The following is a 23247-nucleotide window of genomic DNA, read 5'->3' as shown; positions in this document are numbered from 1 at the left end:
GCATACTGAGTATGCTCCCCCGCATGCCACCCTCGCGTCGCGCCGTCGCGCTTGTCGTCCCCGTCGCCGGTTTCCTGCTCGGCTTCCTGGACTTCGTCTGGATCAAGTGGGTGCCGTTCCCGTTCGCCGAACTCGGCAACTCCACAGCCACCTGGGCGGTCGCCGCGTTCGCGCTGGGATGGTGGATCCGGTCGGGCGCGGTGCGCGCCGCCGTGGCGGCCAGCGTCCTGCTGATCGTCGCGGTGCCCAGCTACTACCTGGCGGCGACGCTGCTCCAGGGCGACGACCTCGCCGTGATCTGGTCGCCCACCTCGATCGTCTGGATGGCGTTCGGCGTGGTGGCGGGCGTGGTGTTCGGCGTCGGCGGCATCTGGGCGCGGACCGACGGATGGCGGCGAATCGTGGGGACCGCCCTGCCGGTGGCCGTGTTCGTCGAGGAGGCGCTGCGGTTCGCGCTGAAGTCCGGGTCGTACCCCGGAGCGTGGTGGAACGTGGCGATCGACCTCGGGCTCGCCGCGCTGCTCGTGGTGCTGATCGGCCGGTCCGCCCGGGTGCGGCTGCTGGCCGCCGCGGTGGCGCTGCCGGTGGCCGCGCTCGGCGCCGTCACGTTCGCCGCCGTCGCGGGCTGACCCGCCGCGTCGGCCGGCGAACCACCGGTCCTGGCCGGCGCGGGCGGATGGCAGGACCACCGCGCCGGCCGAGAGGCTGCGGACCGCCGGCGACCGGGATCGGCGACAATGGCCCGAGAACGGCGTGGTCCGGACGACGGGGGAGGAAACGGGTGATCCGACGGCAGGTGCTCGCGGCGGCGATGCTCACGGCGACGGCTCTGGTGGCCGGCTGCACCACGGACCGGCCCGAAGCCGCACCGGCGACCAGCGCCCCGGCCGCATCCACCGCCCCGGCCACGCCGAGCGCCACACCGAACGCCTCGCCGGTGCCCGCGCCGCCGGAACTGGCGGCCCTGGAGCGGCGCTCCGGCGCCCGGATCGGCGTCTTCGCCCTCGACACCGGCACCGGCCGCACCCTCGCGCACCGGGCCGACGAGCGGTTCGCGTACGCCTCCACGTGCAAGGCGCTCGCGGCGGGCGCGATGCTGGCCGCCACGTCGGACGCCGACCGGGACCGGGTGGTCCGCTACCGGCGCGCGGACCTGGTGGCGCACTCCCCGGTGACCGAGCGGCACGTGGAGACCGGGATGACGCTGCGGGACGCCGCCGAGGCGGCGGTGCGGTACAGCGACAACACCGCGGGCAACCTGCTGTTCGACGCGCTCGGCGGCCCGGCCGGTTTCGAGCGGGCACTGCGGGACGTCGGCGACCAGGTGACCCGGCCCGCCCGTACCGAGCCGGAACTCAACGCGGCCACGCCCGGCGACGAGCGCGACACCAGCACGCCGCGCGCGCTGGCCGGCTCGCTGCGGGCGTACACGCTGGGTGAGACCCTGCCGCCCGCGGACCGCGACCTGCTGCTGGGCTGGATGCGGGCCAGCACCACCGGGAGCGGACTGGTCCGGGCCGGCGTGCCGGCCGGCTGGCAGGTGGCGGACAAGTCCGGCACCGGCGGGTACGGCACCCGCAACGACATCGCCGTGGTGTGGCCGCCGGACCGGGCGCCGATCGTGCTCGCAGTCATGTCCAGCCGGGACAGCCGCGACGCGGAGCCCGACGACGCGCTGGTGGCCCAGGCCGCGCGGGCGGCCGTGACGGCGCTGCGCTGACGCGGGGCACCGCGCCGGCCCGGCTCAGGGGATCGGCCACTCGTGCACGGGCCGGTTGCTGTGCATCAGGTCGACGTAGTGGCGGACCACCTCGCGCAGCGCCGCCGGCCGGTCCATGTGGTCGGCCGACTCCAGCCGGTGCAGCGTCTCCACCTGCCACGTCGCGCCGTTGCGGCCGGTCAGGCAGCGCTGCTCGACGATGCCGAGCAGCCGGTCCCGCTCCGCCGGGTCCAGGCCCCACCGGTCCAGCCCGTGGTGGGCCATCGGCAGCAACCGGCGCAGCACCAGCTCGGTCACCGGCAGGTAGCCCAGCCCGGGCCAGTACACCTGGGCGTCGATGCCGTGCCGGGCGCAGGCGTTGAAGTTCTCCTCGGCCGCGCTGAACGACATCTGCGACCACAACGGGCGGTCGGACTCGGCGAGCGCCCGTACCAGGCCGAAGTAGAACGCGCCGTTGGCGACGGTGTCCACCACCGTCGGCCCGGCCGGCAGCACCCGGTTCTCCACCCGCAGGTGCGGCCGGCCCTTGAGCACGTCGTAGACCGGCCGGTTCCACCGGTAGATGGTGCCGTTGTGCAACCGCAGCTCGGCCAGCTTCGGCACGCCGCCGCTGTGCAGCGTGGCCGCCGGGTCCTCCGGGTCGCAGACCGGCAGCAGCGCCGGGAAGTAGCGGACGTTCTCCTCGAACAGGTCGAACACCGACGTGATCCAGCGTTCGCCGAACCACACCCGCGGGCGTACGCCCTGGGCCTTGATCTCCTCCGCCCGGGTGTCGGTAGCCTGCTGGAACAGCGGCACCCGGGTCTCGCGCCACAGCTCCCGGCCGAAGAACAGCGGGGAGTTCGCGCCGAGCGCCACCTGGATGCCGGCGACCGCCTGGGCCGCGTTCCAGTAGTCGGCGAACTGCGCCGGGCTGACCTGGAGGTGGAACTGGGTGCTGGTGCACGCCGCCTCCGGCGTGATGGTGTCGGCGGTGGTGGCCAGCCGCTCCACCCCGCTGATCGCGATCGGCAGGTCCTCGCCCCGGGCGGCGAAGATCTGCTCGTTGAGCAGCGCGTACCGGGGATTGGCCGACAGGGTCTCGGCGGTCAGGTGCTCCGGGCGCAGCGTCGGCAGGATCCCGATCATCACCATGTGCGCGCCGACGGTACGGGCCTTCTCCTCGGCGGCGTTCAGGCTGGCCCGGACGTGCTCCTCGAACGCCGCGGTGCCGGTGCCGGCGAGCCGCTGCGGCTCGACGTTGATCTCCACGTTGAACTGGCCCAGTTCGGTCTGGAACGCCGGGTCGGCGATCGCCTCCAGCACGTCGGCGTTGCGCATGGCCGGGTCGAAGCCGTCGTCGACCAGGTTCAGCTCGATCTCCAGGCCGGTCATCGGCCGCTCCACGTCGAACCGGGACTCGCGCAGCATCTCGGCGAACACGTCCAGGCACCGCCGGACCTTCTCGCGATAGCGGGCCCGGTCCTCCCGGCTGAAGGTACGCACGCCGACGTCCTCGCCCATGGTCACCACCCTGTCACCGTTGGTTCTCCCCAACCTCGCACGGAGTGGCGGGTCAGGAAAGGCCCGGAGGCCCTTTTCTGTACCCCGTGGCGGCCCCGGTGATCCCCGTCGCGGGGCAGCGGGTTCCGTCCGGGCGGCCCGGCCCGGGCGGCTAGCATGGCCGCCGACGGCGAAGGGAAGTGGCGGAATGCGCGACGGGTGGATCCGGGCGTTCGTGGTGGCGGCGTTCGCCGAGGCCTGCTCGTGGGCGGCGCTGCTGGCCGGCATGGCGGTCAAGTACGGCCCGCCCGGCGACGAGATCGGCGTGAAGATCTTCGGCCCGATCCACGGCGCGCTGTTCGTGGTCTACGGCCTGCTGGCGCTCGTGGTGGCTCGGCGGCGCCGCTGGACGCTCGTGCAGACCGGGCTGGCCCTGGCCAGCGCGGTGCCCCCGTTCGCCACCGTGCTGTTCGAGCGCTGGGCGAGCCGCCGGGGCCTGCTCGACGCGCCGGCTGTCGCGCAGCGGCCGCTCACCCCCGCGGGTCGCTGACCGCGGCGACGTCCTCGGCGAGGAACCCGGCCAGCACGTCGGTCAGCTCCCGCGGCGCCTCCTCGGCCATGTGGTGCCCGGACGGGATCGACGCGGTCCGCACGTCGTCGGCCCAGTCCCGCCAGATCGCGGCCGGGTCGCCGTAGAGGTCGACCATGTCGTCGCGCTCGGACCAGGCGAACAGCACCGGGCAGCCGATCCGCCGCCCGGCGGCCCGGTCGGCGTCGTCCGCCGCCCGGTCCGGCCCGAGCCCGGCCCGGTAGTCCTCGCACATGGCGTGCACCGTGGCCGGATCGTGGATGGCGCGGCGGTAGTCGGCGTACGCCTGCTCGCCCATCTGCTCCGGTGATCCGCCGTACCACGCGTCCGGATCGGCGTTGATCACCCGCTCGGCCGGCTTGGCGAGCTGACCGAGGAAGAACCAGTGCCACCAGCGGGCGGCGAACCGGGCGTCGCAGCGGGCCAGCGCCTCACCGATCGGCACCCCGTCCAGCACGCCGAGGCGGCTCACCCGATCCGGGTGGTCCAGGGCGGTCCGCATGGCCACGTACGCGCCGCGGTCGTGCCCGATCACCGCGGCCCGGCGGTGCCCGAGCGCGTCGAGCAGGCCCACCACGTCCGCCGCCATCGCCCGCTTGGAGTAGACCGTGTGCTCCGGGTCGCTCGGCGGCTTCGACGAGCCGCCGTAGCCGCGCAGGTCCGGGCAGATCACCGTGTGCCGGGCGGCCAGCCGCGGCGCCACCCGGTGCCAGGTCGCATGGGTACGCGGGTGCCCGTGCAGCAGCACCACCGGTGGCCCGGAGCCGCCGTGGCGTACGCGCAGGCGGACCGCGCCGACGTCGATCTCGGTGAGCGTGAATCCGGGGAACATGGCCGCACCGGTGCCCACCGGCGGCCGGACGGAAACCCGCGCTACGTCAGCGCCGAGCAGGCGGCCACGCCGAGCAGCAGCACGGCGCCGAGCATCGCCTGGAGGAGCAGCGCCGGTCCCAGGTGCGACCAGAGCGTCGCGGTACGCGGGGTGAGCAGCTGACCGGTGGTCAGGTTGACGATCCGCTCGATCCGCGGCGGCAGGTCCTCGTCGCGTTGCGCCCGCAGCGTGAGCTGGACGTGGTCGCCGGGGTGCAGCGCGCTCTGCGGCAGGTGGCCGTGCAGTTCGACCTCGACCAGCCGGCCGGTGGCGTCGCGCACCCGGACCGGGGTGACCAGGAACTCCGGCCCCTTCTTCAGCTCCTTGAAGCTGCGCCGGGCCCCGCCGCCGCCACTGCTGAGCAACGCGCGCACCACCTTCAGCAGCAGCCCCACCACCCCCGCGGCGGTCAGCACCGCGACCAGCGCGGGCTGCCCGACCCGGACCTCCCGCGCGTAACCCTCCATCAACCGGACCAGACGCCCGGTGACGACGCGTTCCGCCGGGTGGACGACGCGTCGCGTGTACAGCTCCGTATCCATGTTCACCACCGAGAGTCCCGTTCCGTGCACAGATGGTATCGGCCCTTCGGGTTGAACGACGTGAATGAACGGTGGTCACGCCCGGGCGGCCGGCAGGTGAACTCCGCCGGGGCGCGGGTATGCGTGCGGCCGAGCCGGAAAGGGGTCGAGCATGCAGCTGTCCTTCCTGCGCCCGCTCTACGACCGTCCCGGGCCGTGGTGCTCGGTGTACATGGACGCCTCCCGCGACACCCAGGACGCGCGAGCGCAGGTCGACCTGCGCTGGCGGGCCCTGAAGGGCGACCTGCTGGGGCAGGGCGCCGACCCGGTCACCGTCGAGGCGGTGGAGGAGGTCGTCCGCCGGCACCAGCCGATGCCCGGCGACTACGGCATCGCCGTGTTCGCCAGCGGGGGCCGCGTGGTGCTCACCGAGTACCTGTCCGCGCCGCCGCTGCGTGACCTGGCGAGCTGGTCGGCGCTGCCGCACACCATGCCGCTCGTGGCCCAGCGGGGCGAGCAGGTGGCCTGGGTGCGGGTGCTGGCCGACCGTACCGGCGCGGACGCGATGGCGGTCAGCGCCGGCGGGGTGCCCCGGCGGGCCCAGGTGCGGGGCGGGCAGAGCCGCCAGCTGCGCCGGGTGCAGCCGGGCGGCTGGTCGCAGTCCCGCTACCAGCGCGCCGCGATGGAGGCGTGGCACCAGAACGCCGGTGACGCCGCCGCGGCCACCGCCGACCTGGCCGAGCGCGTCGGCGCGGACGTCGTCGTGGTGGCCGGGGACGTCCGGGCCACCGGCATGATCGCCGCCCAGCTCCCCGCCCGCTGGCAGGACGTGCTGGTCCGCACCGACGCGGGTGCCCGCGATGTGGGCGCCGACGACACGCTGATGGACGACATCACGGTGCAGACCGTCGCCGAGGTCGCCGACCGGCGGATCGCCGCCGCGCTGGACCGCTTCGGCGTCCAGGAGGACGTCGGCGCCGGACTCGACGCCGTGGTCTCCGCGCTGCAACGCAACCAGGTCGACACCATGCTCATCGTGGACGACCCGTCGGCCGACGGCGAGCTGTGGGTGGGCCCCGAGCCGACCGAGATCGCCACCGACCCGGGGCAGCTGGCCGGCATGTCGGTGGCCGACCCGCAGCGGGTTCGCGCCGACGCGGCGCTGCTGCGCGCGCTGATCGGCACCGACGCGGACCTCACGGTGCTCGCGCCCGAGGAGGCGCCGGAGCTGACCGACGGGGTCGGCGCGGTGCTGCGCTACGTCGACGCGAGCACGCCGGGGCGGGGCAATGGCTGAGCGCATCGTCGCCGACCTGGTGGTCGAACGCCTGCGGGCCTGGCGGGTGCCGCGGGTGTTCGGCTGTCCGGGCGCGGCGATCGCCCCGCTGGTGGGCGCGCTCGACGACGCGGGCGGGGACCCGGCTTTCGTCCCCGCCCGGCACGAGGAGACCGCCTCGTACATGGCCACCGGGCACGCGAAGTTCACCGGCGGCGTCGGGGTGTGCCTGGCGACCCAGGGCCCGAGCGCGGTGCACCTGCTCAACGGGCTCTACGACGCCAAGCTCGACAGCAAGCCGGTGGTCGCGATCATCGGCGAGGACGTCACCGGCCCGCTCGGCGGCGCGCACGAGGAGATCGGGCTGAGCCGGCTGTTCGGCGACGTGTGCAACCAGTTCGTCCGCTACGGCCGCAGCCCGGAACAGGTGCCGACGCTGCTGGACCAGGCGTTCCGTACCGCCGCGGCGACCCGCAGCCCGACCTGCGTGGTGCTGCCGCGCGCGTTGCAGGTCACCGCCGTACCGGATCTGCTGCCGCAGGCCGCCGGGGTGGTCACCGCGACGCCCGGCGAGCCGCTGGCCCGGGTGCTGCCGCACGACGCCGACCTGGACGCCGCCGCGTCGCTGCTCGGCAACGGGCGGCGGGTGGCGATGCTCGTCGGCCAGGGCGCGCACGGCGCGGCCGAGGAGATCGTCGCGCTCGCCGACCGGCTCGGCGCGGGCGTCGCCACGTCGCTGCTGGGCAAGCCGGTCCTCGACGAGCGGCTGCCGTTCCACACCGGCGTGCTCGGCGAGGTCGGCACCACCGCCGCCGCGCAGCTCATGGGCTCCTGCGACACGCTGTTGATGATCGGCACCAACGACCCGTGGACCGACTGGTTCCCGATGCCGGGCCAGGTACGCACCATCCAGATCGACATCGACGGCCGGCGCATCGGCACCCGCTACCCGGTGGACGTGCCGCTCGTCGGCGACGCCGCCGAGACGCTGCGGGCGCTGCTGACCCGGGTGCCGGAGAATCCCCACCGCGAGTGGCGCGGCATGGTGGAGAAGATGGTGGACCGGTGGCGGGAGACCGCCGCCGAGCGCGCCGGCGCCCCGGCCGAGCCGGTCAACCCGCAGCTCGTGCTCCGCGAACTGTCCGCCCGGCTGCCCCGGCACGCCGGCGTCGCCGTCGACGTCGGCTCGGTCATCTACTGGTACGCCCGGCACCTGGAGCTGCCGCCCGGGGTGCGGGCGCAGCTGTGCGGCACGCTCGGCTCGACGGGCTGCGCCCTGCCGTACGCGGTCGCGGCCAAGCTGGCCCGCCCGGACGAGCCGGTGCTCGCGCTGCTCGGCGACGGCGCGATGCAGCTCAACGGCCTGGCCGAGCTGATCACTGTGGCCCACCACTGGACGCGGTGGCGTGACCCCCGCCTGATCGTGCTGGTGCTGAACAACCGGGACCAGTCCGGCGTGGGCGGCGGGCGGACGCCCGGGGGGCGGCGCTCCGACGTGCCGTACGCCGGGTGGGCCCGCCTGCTCGGGCTGCACGGCGTCCGGGTGGACCGGCCGGACCTGGTCGGACCCGCCTGGGACGAGGTGCTCGCGGCCGACCGGCCGGCCGTCCTGGAGGCGGTGGTGGACCCGGCCGTGCCGTTGGACGCGCCCGAACCGGCGCTGGCCGACCTGCGCGGCCTGGTGTCCGACGGGGACGCCGCCCGCCGGGTGCGGGAGCGGGTGATCCAGACCGAGGCCATCGCGGCGGACGAGGTCGTTTAGCCGGATCACTCCGGGGCACTGCGACCAGGCACAACCGTCCCGGGAGGTTCCATGTCCGTCGTCGCCGACCGTCGTTACGGCCCTGCCCCGCTTCCGGCGGCGCGCGGGCCGGTCTCCGCGGCGCTGCTGGCCGCGCTGCGCGACACTCCTCGGGAACTGCCGGCCGGGCTGGGCGCCGCGTTCGACGCGGTGGCCGCGCCGCTGACCGACGAGGATCTCCAGCTCACCCTGTTCCTCTGCTACGAGCTGCACTACCGGGGCTGGTCCGGCGTCGACGAGGCGTGGGAGTGGGAGCCGTCGCTGCTGGCGCTGCGCGCCCGCGCCGAGCGGCCGTTCGAGGCGGCGCTGCGCGAGCTGGCCGGCCCGCCGCCGGCGGTGCTGCCGGCCGCCGTGCCGGGCGCGCTGGCCGACCTGGTGGCCGCCGACGACGGCCCGCCGCTGGCCGCCGCGCTGCAACGCCGCGCCGACCTCGACCGGTTCCGCGAGTTCGTCACCCACCGTTCGATCTACCACCTGCGCGAGGCCGACCCGCACAGCTGGGCGCTGCCCCGGCTCGGCGGCCCGGCGAAGGCGGCGCTCGTCGAGATCCAGACCGACGAGTACGGCAACGGCCGGCTGGACCGGATGCACGCCGAGCTGTTCCGTACCACGATGGACCGGCTCGGCCTGGACACCGGTTACGCCGCCCACCTGGACCGGGTGCCGGCGGTGACGCTGGCGACCAACAACCTGATGTCGCTGTTCGGCCTGCACCGGCGGCTGCGCGGGGCGCTGCTCGGGCACCTGGCCGCGTACGAGATGACCTCGTCGCTGCCGAACCGCCGCTACGGCAACGGGCTGCGCCGGCTCGGCTTCGACGCGGTCGCCACGCGCTTCTACGACGAGCACGTGGAGGCCGACGCCGTGCACGAGCAGATCGCCGCGTACGACATGTGCGGCGGGCTGGTCCGGGCCGAGCCGGCGCTCGCGTCCGACGTGCTGTTCGGCGCCGCCGCCGCGCTGGCCGTGGACGCCCTGTTCGCCGCGCACCTGCTCGACGCCTGGTCGGCCGGGGAGTCCTCCCTGCGCCCGCCCACCCAGATCCTCGCCGCAGCCTGACCCCCCGGCACCGTCCCCCGCGATCTTGCGGTTGCGGCCCTCGGGGTGCCCGGTTCGCGAGGTTTGCCGGGCACCCAAGTGCAAGATCGCGGGGGAGGGGTCGCGGGGGGTCAGGGCTCGCGGTCGCTGCCGGCGCGGAAGCCCGACACCTTGTGCGTGCCGTCGCAGAACGGCTTGATCGCGCTCTTGCCGCATCGGCACAGCGCCACCGTGCCCCGGCGCGTCTCGATCGGCGTGCCGTCGGGCGTGACCAGCGCGAAGTCGCCGCGTACCAGCAGTGGTCCGTCCCGGTACGGGGTGATGGTCGCCGCCGGGGTGCTCTCGTCGTCGGGCATGCGCGGTGCAGTGCCCGTCCCGGTCCGGCCCAAACCCGCACCCGAGCGCTGTTGCGCCCGCGACGGCGGGCACGCGGCGCGACGGCGTACCTGGGTGTCGCGGGCGGTGCGGTTACCGGGCGGGCCTTGGTCCTCACCCGTGGGGAGATGCCCCGTTTAGACCCCAGAGGGACGGGAAGCCGGGCCGCGTGGTGAGCGAACGAGTCGAACGGACGCCGGTCAGCGGCGCGGGGCTGCCCGTGGATCGGGTGGTGGCGGCCGGCAGCGCCGCCCGGGTCCTGGTCGCCGCGACCGCCCGGGCGCTGCGCGGCGACGACTGCGGCGACCTCGGTCACCCGGGAGGACTGTCCCGCCTCGGCGGCGCGCCCGAGCCGGTACGCCGCGCCGCCGCCGTCCGGGCCGCCGGGCGGTCGGCGCTCACCGCCGGCCAGATCGCCGCCGTGGACGCCGAGCGGGTGGCCGGGTGGTTCGCCGGGCAGTACCCGGACCGGCGCTGGCCCGGCGTGGTGCTCGGCTCCCCGCACGGCGCCGCCGCCCACCTCGCGACGGCGCTCGGGGTGCCCTGGCTCCCGGCCGGGTTCGAGGTCGCCGGGCAGTGGACCCGGGGGGCGGTGGACCGCCCGGACGCCGCGTTCGCGCACGGGGCCACGCTGGCCGCCCGGCTGCTCGACGCCAACCCGCGTGTGCACGTACGCCAGGTGCACTGCCCGGCCAGCCGGGGTGCGGCGGCCGGCGCGGCGGTGACGTTCGCGGTGCGCTGGCGCACGCTGCCGAAGGCGTACGCGCGCTTCCTGGCCGACCGGCTGGAACCGGCCGCGCCGGTGCTGCTGCTGCACGACGCCCGGACCTGGCCGGTGCGCGACTGCGGCGACGGGCACAGCTTCCAGGCCGGCTCCCCGGCGGGCGGCCTGGACCCGGTCGACTTCCACCCGGACGCCCGCGCGCTGGGCCAGGTGCTGCGCGCGGCCGGCGGGGAGGAGACGCGCTGGGAGGCGCCGGAGGCCACGGTGGCGGGCGCGTTCGCCGAACACGGCGTGGAGTCCGGTTTCGAGCACGACGCCCGCTGCTGGAGCGACCGGCACGGGCATCCGCTGCACCGGGTGGTCGTGCCGCAGCCGGACGGGCTGAGTGCGGTGACCGCCGACCTGTACCGGCGCTGGCTGCGGCGGGCCGGCAAGACCGGGAACCGGCTGGTGGTGGAGTGCGGCCGGCTGCTCGACCCGGCGCAGGTGCTGCGGGCCGGCCTGGTGCCCTACTGGTGCGAGAACGCCACCGCGCGCCGGGTCGCCGGCGTCGAGTGGTGGCTGGCCGGCAGCGAGCCGTTCAGTTCGGTGGACGTGCTGCCGGAGCCGCCGGGCCTGCGCTCGCCCGCGTACGCGGGGCTGCCCCAGTGGCTGGCGGTGGCCGGCTTCGGGCGCCGCAGGCGGGCCCTGGACCGGGGTGCCGCGCGCGGCTACCCGGTCGCCTCGGTACCCACCCGACGTGCCACGGAGGTGTTGCGCAACCAGCCCTGCGACCTGCCCGCGCCGCCGCCGCTGCGGATGGCCGAGGCCCTCACCGCGCTACGTGACGCGGGCGCGCACCAGGGCCTGCTGGTCTGCTGACCGACCGCCGGGAACGGCTGGCCGGCCAACCTGGCGAAACTTCCTCGCGATCCTGCGGTCCGTGATTGAGTACCTACGGAGCGGGAAGACCGCTCGCCGCGAAACGGCCCACGACGCCGTGCGGCGGGCAGCCACCGCTTTCGACGTATCCGTCACGTAACCCAACTTCCTCACCCGGTGCGTGGTCCGACCACGCGCACGACCGGTTCCGACCGGGCGGGGGCTCTTCGGCGAGGGGGCGCGGATGTTCGGACAGACCACCACACCCACACCACCGACCACCGACCGGGGTCTGGAGGACCTGGACGCGGCGGCGCTCGCGTACGCGGCCCGCATCGAGGGCCTGCCACCGGAGCGGCGGCAGGAGGCGCGGGACGACCTGGTCCGGTTCGCGCTGCCGTTCGCCGGCCGGCTCGCCCGCCGCTACCGCGGGCGCGGTGAGCCGCTGGAGGACCTGGAGCAGGTGGCCCGTCTCGGCCTGGTCAACGCCGTCGACAGGTACGACCCGGAACGCGGTTCGTTCACCGCGTACGCGGCCATCACCATCGTCGGCGAGATCAAACGGCACTTCCGCGACCGCACCTGGGGCGTGCACGTGCCGCGCCGGCTGCGGGACCTGATCCTCGAGGTGGGACAGGCCACGGCGACGCTGACCAGCGAGCTGTCCCGCGCTCCCACGGTGGCCGAGCTGTCCGCCCGGCTGGAGACGCCGGAGGAGGAGATCCTCGCCGCGCTGGAGTCGGCCGCCGGCTACAGCCCGGCCTCGCTCAACGCGCCGGTGGGCGGGGAGAGTTCGGCCGAGTTCGGCGACCTGGTCGGCGAGTCCGACCACGCGCTGGAGTCCGTCGACGACCGGGTCACTGTCAGCGGCCTGCTGCACCGGCTGCCGTGGCGGGAACGTCGCATCCTGGCGATGCGCTTCTACGGCAACCAGACCCAGGCGGAGATCGCCGCCCGGTTCGGCATCTCGCAGATGCACGTGTCCCGGCTGCTGTCGCGGGCGCTGACCTGGCTGCGGCAGGCGATGCTCGCCGACGCGCCGCCGCCCTGGCAGAACGGCGCGGCCGAGGCCGAGCCGGGCAAGGCGCGGATCTCGGTGAAGCAGAACGGCGACCGGGTGGTCGTCGAGGTCGGCGGCGAGGTGGACCGGGCCGGCGCGGACCAGTTGCGCCGGGCGATGCTCCAGGCGGTCACCGGGCAACCCCGCGAGGTGGTGGTCGACCTGGTCGGCGCCGGTGGCTTCGACGCCGGCGGGATCGCCGCGCTGATGGCCGGCCGGGAGGCCGCCGCGCGTACCGGGGTGCCGCTGCGGCTGACCCGGGTGCAGCCCGCGGTGCGCCGCTCGCTCACCGCGGCCGGACTGCCGGCCGCCGACTGACCTGCGCACGTGCCGCGCCGGCTCCCCACCACGGGGAGCCGGCGCGCGGCGTACGACGAGAGGGCCGGCGCCCGGGCGGCGCCGGCCCTCGTCCGGTGTCTCAGTTCTCCGGGGTGTCCCCGTGCCCGCGCGGGTGCCGCCACCTGTCGTTCGGCTGCTCGTCGCGTTCGGCGTTGAGCGCGCTGCCCTCCGGCTCGTCGGTCTCCTCGAAGCTGGGCCGGCGCACCTCCTCCGGCGCCGGCACCTCCACCGGCCGCGCGCCGGACTGCGGCGCGGGCTGGTAGTCCACCGCCTCGGGGGCGCCGTACGCGCCGCCGGCCGACGGCGACTCCGGCACGTGCCGCTCGTGGTGCATCTCCTCGCGGAACGACTGCGGCGGCTTCGTGGTGCGCTGCGGCAGGTCCCGGCCCAGGTCGGAGACGAGCGGGCCGTACTTGAGGTCGAACGCCGGCCGCTCGGAGCGGATACGGGGCATCCGGTCGAAGTTGCGCAGCGGCGGCGGGCAGGTGGTGGCCCACTCCAGCGAGTTGCCGAAGCCCCACGGGTCGTCCACTGTGACCATCGCGCCGTACCGCCACGACTTCCAGATGTTCCAGATCACGAACAGGGTGGACGCGCCGAGCACGAACGATCCGATGCTGGAGATCGTGTTCAACGTGGTGAAGCCGTCGCCGGGCAGGTAGTCGGCGTACCGGCGCGGCATGCCCTCGTTGCCCAGCCAGTGCTGCACCAGGAACGTGGCGTGGAAGCCGATGAACATGGTCCAGAAGTGCATCTTGCCCAGCCGCTCGTCCAGCAGCCGCCCGGTCATCTTCGGGAACCAGAAGTAGAGCCCGCCGAACGCGGCGAATACGATGGTCCCGAAGAGCACGTAGTGGAAGTGCGCCACCACGAAGTACGTGTCGTGCACGTGGAAGTCCACCGGCGGGCTGGCCAGCAGCACCCCGGTCAGGCCGCCGAGCAGGAACGTCACCAGGAAGCCGATGGCGAACAGCATCGGCGTCTCGAACGTGAGCTGTCCCTTCCACATGGTGCCGATCCAGTTGAAGAACTTCACGCCGGTGGGCACCGCGATCAGGTAGCTCAGGATGCTGAAGAACGGCAGCAGCACCTGCCCGGTGGCGAACATGTGGTGCGCCCAGACCGTCATCGACAGCACCGTGATGGCGATGGTGGCCAGCACCAGGCCGGTGTAGCCGAAGATGGGCTTGCGGGAGAACACCGGGATGATCTCGGTGATGATGCCGAAGAACGGCAGCGCGATGATGTACACCTCGGGGTGGCCGAAGAACCAGAACAGGTGTTGCCAGAGCATCGGCCCGCCGGTCGTGGGGTCGTACACGTGCGAGTGCAGGATCCGGTCCGAGGCGAGCGCCATCAGCGCGGCGGCGAGCAGCGGGAACACGAAAATCACCAGGACGCTGGTGAGCAGCGCGTTCCAGGTGAAGATCGGCATCCGGAACATCGTCATGCCGGGCGCGCGCAGCGTCACGATCGTGGTGATCAGGTTGACCGCGCCGAGGATCGTGCCCAGGCCGGACACGGCCAGGCCGACCACCCACAGGTTTCCGCCGACGCCGGGGGAGTGCTGCGCGGTGCTCAGCGGCGTGTACGCGGTCCAGCCGAAGTCCGCCGCGCCGGCCGGGGTGGCGAACCCGCCCATGACCATCAGCGCGCCGAGGAAGTAGAGCCAGTACGCGAACGCGTTGAGCCGGGGGAACGCCACGTCGGCGGCGCCGATCTGCAGCGGCACCAGATAGTTCGCGAACCCGAAGAACATCGGTGTGGCGAACAGCAGCAGCATGATCGTGCCGTGCATGGTGAACATCTGGTTGTACTGCTCGGGGGAGACGATCTGCATCCCCGGCCGGGCCAGCTCCACCCGGATGACCATCGCCAGGATGCCGCCGACGATGAAGTACAGGAACGAGGTGGCCAGGTAGAGCAGGCCGATCTGCTTGGCGTCGGTGGTCCGCAGCAACCGCCACAGTGCGTTGCCCTTGACCGCTTCCCGTACGGGCCCGGGGTAGCCCCCGAACCGGGCCGGCGCGAGGATCGCGGGCCCCCGGTCTCGTGCCGGTTCCGTGACTACCCGCTTGGGCATGGCTTCTCACCCCGTGTGACGACAGACAGGACGGGCGGGCGTACCCGGCCCTCTGCCCATGTAACCAGGCGAGAGCGGAGAATTCGGTCAATTGGCCGGGAGCATGGCCCAGACGACCTTGCCGGCGCCGACCGGGGTGCTGCCCCAGCGCTGGGTCAGCTCGCGCACCAGCATCAGCCCGCGGCCGCCCTCGGCACGCGGATCGCGGCTGGCCGCGGCGCGGGCGTCGGCCGGGCTGCCGTCCATCACCGCCACCCGCAGGTACGGCCGGCGCAGCGTCAGCGTCACCTGCATCGGGGTGCCGGCGTGCCGCACCACGTTGCCCACCAGCTCGCTGAGCACCAGCGAAGCCGGGCCGGCCAGCTCCGGCACGTTCCACCTGCCGCACGCCTCGGTGACCAGCTCCCGGGCGCGGCGGCAGGCGCCGGCGACCGGCTCCAGCCGGACCCGCAGCCGGGGCGCGGCCGACTCGCCGGCCAGCGCCGTCGCCTCGGCACAGTCCCGGCGTACCGGCACCACCCGGCAGGCGGTGGTCTCGTTCAGCCAGGCCGCCGTCTCGGCGCAGGGCGCGGCGAGCACCATCGGCACCGCCGGCCAGTCGGCGGCGCGCCGCGCGGCGGCGGCGAAGACGGACAGCGCCAGCGGCTCGCCGACCTCGATGTCCTCCAGGTCGACCACCAGGGCGTCCGGCTGCGCGGCGAGGCAGCTGTCGAGCACCTCGTGCACCGCGCGCATCGTGCCGAGGTCGAGCGCTCCGGCCAGCCGTACGACAGTGACCGGTGACTCGTCGCGGACCTCGCACCTGATCCGGGTCACCATCGCCGCCTCGTTTCCATCTCGTCGGGGAGGGTCGCCCGGCCGGGACGCTCGCCGCCTCCCGTCGCCGGAGGACTACGGACGTACCCGGGCCCCGGACCGGCGAAACCGGGCATCCGGGCTCCCGAGGCGCAGGTCAGCGGCGGTCCCCGCGCCGCGTCGCGACCAGGCCCAGGGCCAGCATGGCGGCGCCCAGCAGCAGGTGCAGCCACGAGTCCGCGCGGTTGACCGCGAGCACGTTCGCCGCGTCACGTCCGTCGATCGCCAGGCCGGCGAGCCAGAGCACCAGATAGACCGCGCCGGCGCCGACCAGGAACGCGCGGGCGCCCGCGACGGTGCGGGCCAGCACCAGCCCGGCTACGCCCAGCACCAGGTGCACCAGGTTGTGCACCGCCGAGACCTGGAACACACCGAACAGCCGGGCGCCGGATCCCGGCCCGGCGAAGCGCAGATCCGCGTAGTCGCTGGTGACGCCCGGCACGAAGCCCAGCGCGCCGAGCAGCAGCAGGAGCACGGCGAACCCGGAGGCGATCCGGCGTACCGGCGCCCGTCCGTCGGCCGGGTTGCGCCGCGCCCGGGAGTGCGCCATCGAGTTCGTCACGCCGGCCTCCTCGCCACCGCGGGAAGCGCCGGTTTCCCGCGCCCGGCGGGGGCAAACGCCGGCCCGGCCGCGCGGGGCGGCCGGGCCGGCGACGCTCAGGCGGGCTGCAACGGCTTCGCCGCGCCCGTCCGGACCCGGTCGTACAGCTCCACGTACTCCTGCGCCATCCGGGCCGGGGTGAACCGCCGGGCCGCCTCGCGCCGGCACTCGGCCGGCTCCAGCCCGCCGGCGGCGAGGACCAGGTCACCCAGCTCCTGCTCGTCGCCGGTGAGCAGGCCGGTGCGGCCGTGCTCGATCAGCTCCGGCAGGCAGCCCCGGGCGGTGGCCACCACCGGCGTGCCGAGCGACAGCGACTCGACCACAGCCGTACCGCCCGGCTCCTCCCAGCGCAGCGGGAACAGCGACGCCCGCGCCGAGGCGACCAGGTCGTCGCGTTCCCGCCCGGCGACAGTGCCGACCCAGCGCACCCGGTCGCCGTCGACGTTCGGCGCCACCTGGTCGGAGAAGAAACGCACGTCCGGGTTCTGCCGGGCCTCGTCGCCGGCCGCGGCCAGATCCTCCGGCCGGTGGTACGGGCCGACCGGCCCGGCCAGAACCAGCCGGAAGCCGGTCTCCTGCGCCAGCCGGGCGCCCAGGTCCTGCCCCTTGCCCGGGTTGATCCGGCCGAGGATCACCACGTGGTCGCCCTTGGCCACCGGCGCGTGCCGGTCCGCGTCGACCGCGAGCGGGGTGGACAGGTGCACGTGCCCCACCGAGTGCGCGCGCAGCGCCTCCGGAGCGCGCGCCAGCTGCGACGCGGACACGCCGTTGACCCGTACCCGGTCGCCGCCGTCGAGGTTGCCGTACAGCTCCGGATGCTTGGCCAGGTCCCAGTGCAGCGTGTGCAGCACCGGCGGGGCGTCCGGGCCCATCGCGGCGAGCGTGGCCAGCCCGACCGCCTCCACGTGGTCGTGCACCAGGTCGATGTCGTCGCGGGCGTGCAGCGCCCGCACCACCTCGGACAGGTGCGCCTGGGAGACGCCGCAGACCTGGTTGTACGGCCGCTGCAGCGCGTGGAACTGGCCGTCCGGGAAGACCGCGATCCGCTCGTCGACCGGCAGCGTGCTGCTCTCCACCGAGGCGAGCACCACCCGTACGCCCAGGCGGCGCAGCTCCGGCACCAGCGTGGCGATCACGTTCTCGATGCCGCCGTAGCCCGGCGGAGGCACGGACAGCCACGGCCCGGCGTTCATCAGCACGGTGAGCGTCATGCGCTGTCCTCTCTCAGGGTTTCCCCACTCACGCGGCCGCCACCCGGCGGCGGGGAAGGCGGTGCCGCATCTGCGCCAGCGGCGGGCGTTCCTGCACCGACACGTCGTTGACCACGATCTCGCGGTCCAGGTTGGGCAGCGTCTCCGAGCCGCCCCGGCGGAACTGGGTCAGCAGGGCGGTCGGCGCCACCCCCGGCGCCGCCCACCCGCGTCGTTGCAGCCGCGACCAGGCGGTCAGCATGATCTGCGCGGACATCCGGCCCAGCGCGGCGGTGTCCTGGTGCCGGTGCTTGCGCTCACCCAGGTCGACCTGGGCCAGCGCGTCCAGCCCGACCATCTCCAGCAGGTCGATCAGCATGGCCGTCTCGACGCCGTACCCGGTGACGAACGGCACCCGCTCCAGCACCTCGCGGCGGCCGGCGTACTCGCCCGCGAGCGGTTGCACGAAACCGGCCAGCTCCGGCCAGAACAGGTTCAGCAGCGGCCGGGCCATCAGCTCCGTCACCCGCCCGCCGCCGTCGGGCTCCACACTCGTCGCACCGACCAGCGGCCGGTGGTAGAAGCCCTTCACGAACTCCACGCCCGGATCCGTCAGCAGCGGCCCGAGCAGCCCGGTCACGAAGTGCGGCCGGAACTCGCGCAGGTCGGCGTCGACGAACGCGACCACGTCCCCCTCGGCTGCGGCCAGCCCGGCCCAGAGCGCGTCGCCCTTGCCGGTCAGGCGGGGCAGCCCGCGCGTCATCGCGTCCTGGCTGACCACCTCGGCGCCGGCGGCGCGCGCCACCTGCGCGGTCCGGTCGGTGGACCGGGAGTCCACCACGATCAGCTCGTCGACGAGCGGCACCCGGTCCATCAGGTGTTCCCGGACGGTCGACACGATCGCGCCGACCGTCGCCTCCTCGTTGCGGGCCGGCAGCACCACGCTGACCCGGCTCGCGCCCTTGGCGCGTACCAGTCGCCGCGCCGGCCAGTCGTCGGCGGTGCTGGTGCGGTACGTGGCCCACGCCTCCACCACAGGTGAGACGGTCGAATCTGATTCCCGCACGGGCACCCCCCATTAGTGGTGGAATCGCGAATCATGGTTTTCCCAATCCCGCATCCGCGCTAACCGGATCTTGCCTAACAACCTGATCACCAGGTGCGTACCGGGCGGTTCCGGGCGGATGAACGTTGCGTTGCGCCCCCCGGCGGCGTTTCGCGGGCGGCCGCCGGGGGGAGTGGTGACCGCAGTCTTCCAGTCGTGGCGAGAGGGTTGGTCGGATGCGTACCTGCCGGGTGGGACTAGTCGGAGCCGGTGGGGTGGCACAACGCCACGCCCGGGTGCTCACGGGCTTCGAGGACGTGGAGCTGCTCGGTGTGACGGACGTCGCGCCGGACGCGGCGGGGGCGCTCGCCGGCACGTACGGCGGCCGGGTGTTCCGCGACGTGGACGAGCTGCTCGCGGCCGGGCCGGACGCGGTGTACGTCTGCGTGCCGCCGTTCGCGCACGGCCCGGTCGAGGAGGCGGTGGTCGCAGCCGGGGTGCCGATGTTCGTGGAGAAGCCGGTGGCGCTGGACCTGGAGACCGCCGAGCGGGTCGCCGCGCTGGTGCAGCAGCAGGGGCTGCTCACCGGCGTCGGGCACCACTGGCGTTACCTGCACGTGGTGGAGGAGGCGCGGCGGCTGCTCGCCGGCCGTCCGGTGCGGATGGTCAACGGCGCCTGGCTGGACAAGGTGCCGCCGGTGGCCTGGTGGGCGCGGCGGGACCGCTCCGGCGGCCCGGTGGTCGAGCAGGCCGCGCACGTGCTGGACCTGGTCCGGCTGCTGGCCGGTGAGGCGGTCGAGGTGACCGCGTACGGCGACGGCAGCCCGCCGCCGGTCGACGGCGCCGACATCGATTCGGTGACCGCCGCCACGCTGCGGTTCGGCTCCGGCGCGGTCGGCACGCTCGCCGCGTCCTGCGTGCTCGGCTGGAAGCACCGGGCCGGCGTGGAGATCCTCGCCGACGGGCTGGCGCTGTGGCTGGCCGAGGACGGCCTGACCGTGCGTGACGCCGACGGCGAGCGGCACGTTCCCGCCGACCCGGACGGCGCGCGGGTAGCAGTCGACCGGGCCTTCGTCGACGCCGTCTGCGGCCTCGGCGACGACGTCCGGGTGCCGTACGCGGAAGCGCTGCGCACCCACCGGCTCGCGCTGGCGGTGGCCGAGTCGGCGCGTACCGGACGGCCGGTGGCGTTGCCGACCGGGCCGGCGTCCCGACTCTCCGCGCCGGTCGCGGACGCGGGGGTGAGCGTCGATGCGTGACCGGGTGGTGGTGGTCGGCGGTCCCGGCCGGGTCGAGCTGGCCGAACTGGACGCGCCGGAGCTGCGCGAGGGCACGTTCCGGGTGGAGACGCTCTACAGCGGCGTCTCGGCCGGCACCGAACTGAGCTTCGTCAAGGGCACCAACCCCTACCTGCACGTCACCTGGGACGCCGCGCTCGGGCTGTTCCGGCCCGGCGGGGCGAGCACGCCGTACCCGGTGACCCGGCTCGGCTACATGCAGGTCGGGCGCGTGGTGGAGAGCCGGACCCCGGCCGTCGCGGTGGGCGAGGTCGGCGCCATGACGTACGGCCACCGCAGCGGCTGGGTCGCCGACCCGCTCACCGAAAGGTTCGTGCCGCTGCCCGACGACCTTGATCCGCTGCTCGGCGTGTACGTCGCGCACATGGGCCCGATCTGCGCGAACGGGCTGCTGCACGCCGCGGCCGACCTGTGCGGCGCCGACGTGCGCACGCTGGGCGACGGCGTACGCGGCCGCCGGGTGGCCGTGGTGGGTGGCGGCGTGGTGGCGCTGCTGACCGCCCTGTTCGCCCGCAGGCACGGTGCCGCCTCGGTGGTCGTGGTCGACCCGACGCCGGCCCGGCGGCAGGTCGCCGAGGCGCTCGGCCTGGACACGCTCGACCCGGACGCGGACGACCCGGCGGTGGTGCTCAAGACGCGGTGGAACCACGCCGCCGGGGAGCGGGGCGCCGACGTGGTCTTCCAGTGCCGGGGCCAGGACTGGGCGTTGCAGCTCGCGCTGCGCCTGCTGCGCCCGCAGGGCACCGTGGTCGACCTGGCGTTCTACCAGGGCGGCGCGGACGCGGTCCGGCTCGGTGAGGAGTTCCACCACAACGGGCTGTCGCTGCGCTGCGCGCAGATCGGCCGGGTGCCGCGCGGGCTGGCCCCCACCTGGGACCGGGAGCGGCTGTCGGCGGAGACGGTGGAGCTGCTGCGCCAGTACGGGGACGTGATCCGTAAGCACCTGATCTCCGCAGTGGTCCCGCTGGACGAGGCCCCGGCCCTGCTGACCGACCTGGCCGACCGCCGCCGCACAGAGCTCCAGGTGGTCCTGACCCCCTGACCCCCACCCCCACCCCCACCCCTTTCCAGGGCGTCGATCATGAGGTTGGCGGCGACAAAACGGGCGCCGGACGCCGCCAACCTCATGATCGACCGAAGCGGACGCGAAGGGCGGAACCCGGCGCGCGGCGGGCGGGGGTCACAATCGGCTCCGGTTCGCGTACCGTTGCCGCTCATGGGTGTGTCGCAACGGTTGAAGACCAGGTTCCGCCGGTTCCTCCAGCGCCCGGGGACGACTGTCGACCTGGCGCCGCTGGAGAAGCTGCTGCCGGCGATCGAGGCGCGCGAGGCGGACCTGGAGCAGCTCTCCGACGCCGAGCTGACCGAGGCCGCCGGCCGGGCCACGGGCTACGAGGAGATCTGCGCGATCGGCCGCGAGGCGGCCCGGCGCGGGCTCGACCAGCGCCCCTACGACGTGCAGCTGCTCGGCGCGATGGCGCTGCTGTCCGGCAAGGTCGCCGAGATGGCCACCGGTGAGGGCAAGACGCTCACCGCGACTGTCGCCGCGTACGGGCACGTGCGGCTGGGCAACGGCCCGGTGCACGTGCTCACCGTCAACGACTACCTGGCCCGCCGCGACGCCGAGTGGATGACGCCCGTCTACGACCTGCTCGGGCTGACCGTCGGCTGGGTCAACGAGGCGTCCACGCCCGAGGAGCGGCGCGCCGCGTACGGCTGCGACGTCACGTACGTGTCGGTCAGCGAGGCCGGCTTCGACTTCCTGCGCGACCAGCTCGTCACCGACCTGGCCGACCGGGTGCAGCCGCCGCTGAAGACCGCGATCGTGGACGAGGCCGACTCGATCCTGATCGACGAGGCCCGGGTGCCGATGGTGCTGGCCGGCGCGGTCGGCGGCGAGCAGGACCCGGTGCACGCCGCGGCCGCGCTCGTGCGCGGGCTGCGCAAGGGCAAGCACTACACGGTCGCCGAGGACGGCCGCAGTGTCGCCTTCACCTCGGTCGGCCTGGCCACCGTCGAGGCCAAGCTCGGCGGCATCGACCTGTACGACGAGGAGCACGTCGGGCAGCTCTCCGCGGTGAACGTGGCGCTGCACGCGCACGCCCTGTTGCACCGGGACGTGGACTACATCGTCCGGGACGACTCGGTCGAGCTGATCGACGAGATGCGCGGCCGGGTCGCCCAGCGCCGCCGCTGGCCGGACGGGCTCCAGGCCGCGGTCGAGGCGAAGGAGGGCCTGGACGCCACCGCCGAGGGCGAGGTGCTGGGCACGATCACCGTGCAGGCGTACATCGCGCTCTACCCGACTGTCTGCGGCATGACCGCGACCGCGGTGCTCGTCGGCGACCAGCTCCGCGAGTTCTTCGGCCTCGAGGTCGCGGTGATCCCGCCGAACACCCCCTGCGTCCGCGAGGACGAGCCGGACCGGATCTACGCCACCCGCGCCGAGAAGGAGGAGGCGCTGGTCGACGAGATCACGCGCTGCCACCAGGCGGGGCGGCCGGTGCTGGTCGGCACGCTCGACGTCAAGGAGTCCGAAGGGCTGGCCGCCGCGCTCAACGCCGCCGGCGTCTCCTGCGTGGTCCTCAACGCCAAGAACGACGACGAGGAGGCCGGCATCATCGCGGAGGCCGGCGCGTACGGCGCGGTGACGGTCTCCACCCAGATGGCCGGCCGGGGCGTGGACATCCGGCTGGGCGGCAGCGACCAGGCCGACCGGGACCGGGTGGCGGAACTGGGCGGCCTGTACGTGATCGGCAGCGGCCGGCACGACAGCCGCCGGGTCGACGACCAGCTCCGCGGCCGGGCCGGCCGGCAGGGCGACCCGGGCGGGTCGGTGTTCTTCGTCAGCCTGGAGGACGACCTGGTGGTCCGGCACGCCGGCGACACCGTGCCGGCCTCGCCCCGGATGAACGCCGACGGCCTGGTCACCGACCCGCAGGTCGACTACGCGGTCGAGCACGCCCAGCGCGTCGCCGAGGGCGTCAACCACGAGATCCACCGCAACACGTGGCGCTACAGCCAGGTGATCGAGCAGCAGCGCAAGGCGCTCGCCGAGCGCCGGGAGCGGCTGCTGACCAGCGACATCGCCGCGCTGATGCTGCTGGAGCGGGTGCCGGAGAAGGCCGGCGAGATGGACGAGGACCTGCTCGCCGACGTGGCCCGCAAGATCGCCCTCTATCACCTGGACCGGCTCTGGGCCGACCACCTGGCCGAGCTGTCCGAGGTGCGCGAGGGCGTGCACCTGCGGGCGCTGGGCCGGCTCGACCCGCTCGACGAGTTCCACCGCAGCGCGGTGCCGGCGTTCAACGCGCTGGTGCCCGAGATCGAGACGCGGACCGTGGCCACGTTCGAGGAGACCGAGTTCGACGAGGGCTGGGAGCCGGACTCGTCGAAGCTGGTGCGCCCGAGCGCCACCTGGACGTACCTGGTGCACGACAACCCGTTCGGCTCGGAGCTGGACCGGCTGATCGCCTCGGTGGGCCGGCGGCTCATCTCCGGGTCGCGCTGACCCACGC

20 protein-coding genes are annotated in these 23247 nt (G+C 74.4%); 11 read left to right on the top strand and 9 right to left on the bottom strand.

The features are described from left to right. The first annotated feature begins 23 nt into the window (after positions 1-23). Together FHX31_RS15895 and bla are read left to right on the top strand one after the other, a co-directional pair. The gene (locus FHX31_RS15895; protein ID WP_244879762.1) at positions 24-629 is read left to right on the top strand and encodes a DUF6518 family protein; all 606 of its coding nucleotides are present in this window, start codon (positions 24-26) and stop codon (positions 627-629) included. 182 nt (positions 630-811) lie between these two features. Next, complete coding sequence (bla, locus tag FHX31_RS15890; protein ID WP_221488907.1) at positions 812-1720, top strand: class A beta-lactamase; 909 nt, start codon at positions 812-814, stop codon at positions 1718-1720. 24 nt (positions 1721-1744) lie between these two features. Here the strand turns inward: bla and FHX31_RS15885 are convergent, their stop codons facing one another. Then, positions 1745-3223, bottom strand: a complete 1479-nt coding sequence (locus FHX31_RS15885; RefSeq protein ID WP_184976666.1) for a glutamate-cysteine ligase family protein — start codon at positions 3221-3223, stop codon at positions 1745-1747. A gap of 187 nt (positions 3224-3410) precedes the next feature. Here FHX31_RS15885 and FHX31_RS15880 point away from each other — a divergent pair, with 187 nt between their 5' ends. Continuing rightward, positions 3411-3752: a DUF3817 domain-containing protein gene (locus tag FHX31_RS15880; RefSeq protein WP_013286021.1), complete on the top strand. Its 342-nt coding sequence runs from the start codon at positions 3411-3413 to the stop codon at positions 3750-3752. Here FHX31_RS15880 and FHX31_RS15875 read toward each other — a convergent pair. Together FHX31_RS15875 and FHX31_RS15870 are read right to left on the bottom strand one after the other, a co-directional pair. Next, positions 3733-4623 carry an alpha/beta fold hydrolase gene (locus tag FHX31_RS15875; RefSeq protein WP_184976665.1) on the bottom strand — a complete coding sequence of 297 codons (891 nt, stop codon included), beginning with the start codon at positions 4621-4623 and terminating at the stop codon, positions 3733-3735. The two genes, FHX31_RS15880 and FHX31_RS15875, sit on opposite strands and share 20 nt — an antisense overlap. Before the next feature lie 41 nt (positions 4624-4664). Further along, positions 4665-5204, bottom strand: coding sequence for a hypothetical protein (locus tag FHX31_RS15870; RefSeq protein ID WP_121685710.1), 540 nt, complete (start codon positions 5202-5204; stop codon positions 4665-4667). 151 nt (positions 5205-5355) lie between these two features. On the opposite strand from FHX31_RS15870, the gene FHX31_RS15865 reads away from it, so the two are divergent. Genes FHX31_RS15865 through FHX31_RS15855 form a run of 3 tightly spaced genes read left to right on the top strand, consistent with a single transcriptional unit; the run spans position 5356 to position 9319 of the window. Then, on the top strand, positions 5356-6480 hold the full coding sequence (locus FHX31_RS15865) for a baeRF2 domain-containing protein (RefSeq protein WP_184976663.1): 1125 nt from the start codon (positions 5356-5358) through the stop codon (positions 6478-6480). Continuing rightward, positions 6473-8221 (top strand): thiamine pyrophosphate-binding protein, encoded by a 1749-nt coding sequence (locus FHX31_RS15860; RefSeq protein WP_091328307.1) that lies wholly within the window; start codon positions 6473-6475, stop codon positions 8219-8221. The genes FHX31_RS15865 and FHX31_RS15860 overlap by 8 nt, the downstream gene beginning before the upstream one ends. 51 nt (positions 8222-8272) lie before the next feature. Further along, positions 8273-9319: an iron-containing redox enzyme family protein gene (locus FHX31_RS15855; RefSeq protein ID WP_091328306.1), complete on the top strand. Its 1047-nt coding sequence runs from the start codon at positions 8273-8275 to the stop codon at positions 9317-9319. A 110-nt stretch (positions 9320-9429) separates the two neighbouring features. On the opposite strand, the gene FHX31_RS15850 is transcribed toward FHX31_RS15855, so the two are convergent. Continuing rightward, positions 9430-9654 (bottom strand): CDGSH iron-sulfur domain-containing protein, encoded by a 225-nt coding sequence (locus FHX31_RS15850; RefSeq protein WP_091328305.1) that lies wholly within the window; start codon positions 9652-9654, stop codon positions 9430-9432. A gap of 188 nt (positions 9655-9842) precedes the next feature. Here FHX31_RS15850 and FHX31_RS15845 point away from each other — a divergent pair, with 188 nt between their 5' ends. Then, entirely contained in the window at positions 9843-11258 is a 1416-nt protein-coding gene (locus FHX31_RS15845) for a hypothetical protein (protein ID WP_184976662.1), read from the top strand. Between the two features lie 244 nt (positions 11259-11502). Further along, entirely contained in the window at positions 11503-12636 is a 1134-nt protein-coding gene (locus tag FHX31_RS15840) for a SigB/SigF/SigG family RNA polymerase sigma factor (protein WP_013477003.1), read from the top strand. Between the two features lie 100 nt (positions 12637-12736). Here FHX31_RS15840 and ctaD read toward each other — a convergent pair whose 3' ends face one another. The 5 genes from ctaD to FHX31_RS15815 form a co-directional block, all read right to left on the bottom strand. Continuing rightward, positions 12737-14740 (bottom strand): aa3-type cytochrome oxidase subunit I, encoded by a 2004-nt coding sequence (gene ctaD / locus FHX31_RS15835; protein WP_123110426.1) that lies wholly within the window; start codon positions 14738-14740, stop codon positions 12737-12739. A gap of 87 nt (positions 14741-14827) precedes the next feature. Next, positions 14828-15559, bottom strand: coding sequence for an ATP-binding protein (locus FHX31_RS15830; protein ID WP_091328300.1), 732 nt, complete (start codon positions 15557-15559; stop codon positions 14828-14830). A gap of 133 nt (positions 15560-15692) precedes the next feature. Continuing rightward, positions 15693-16145 (bottom strand): DUF4383 domain-containing protein, encoded by a 453-nt coding sequence (locus tag FHX31_RS15825; RefSeq protein ID WP_123110449.1) that lies wholly within the window; start codon positions 16143-16145, stop codon positions 15693-15695. Positions 16146-16252: 107 nt separating this feature from the next. Continuing rightward, positions 16253-17407 (bottom strand): glycosyltransferase, encoded by a 1155-nt coding sequence (locus FHX31_RS15820; RefSeq protein ID WP_184976660.1) that lies wholly within the window; start codon positions 17405-17407, stop codon positions 16253-16255. Positions 17408-17435: 28 nt separating this feature from the next. Beyond that, positions 17436-18419 carry a glucosyl-3-phosphoglycerate synthase gene (locus FHX31_RS15815; protein WP_225319619.1) on the bottom strand — a complete coding sequence of 328 codons (984 nt, stop codon included), beginning with the start codon at positions 18417-18419 and terminating at the stop codon, positions 17436-17438. A gap of 248 nt (positions 18420-18667) precedes the next feature. Here FHX31_RS15815 and FHX31_RS15810 point away from each other — a divergent pair, with 248 nt between their 5' ends. From FHX31_RS15810 to secA2, 3 genes are all read left to right on the top strand, one after another. Continuing rightward, entirely contained in the window at positions 18668-19690 is a 1023-nt protein-coding gene (locus FHX31_RS15810; RefSeq protein ID WP_013477000.1) for a Gfo/Idh/MocA family protein, read from the top strand. Further along, positions 19683-20771: a zinc-dependent alcohol dehydrogenase gene (locus FHX31_RS15805; protein WP_184976659.1), complete on the top strand. Its 1089-nt coding sequence runs from the start codon at positions 19683-19685 to the stop codon at positions 20769-20771. Before FHX31_RS15810 ends, FHX31_RS15805 begins: the two co-directional genes overlap by 8 nt. Positions 20772-20945: 174 nt before the next feature. Then, positions 20946-23240 carry an accessory Sec system translocase SecA2 gene (secA2, locus tag FHX31_RS15800; protein WP_013286037.1) on the top strand — a complete coding sequence of 765 codons (2295 nt, stop codon included), beginning with the start codon at positions 20946-20948 and terminating at the stop codon, positions 23238-23240. Positions 23241-23247: the final 7 nt, after the last annotated feature.

This window comes from Micromonospora sp. CNZ286 (assembly GCF_014207755.1).
This window is presented reverse-complemented; position numbering and strand designations above follow the sequence as displayed.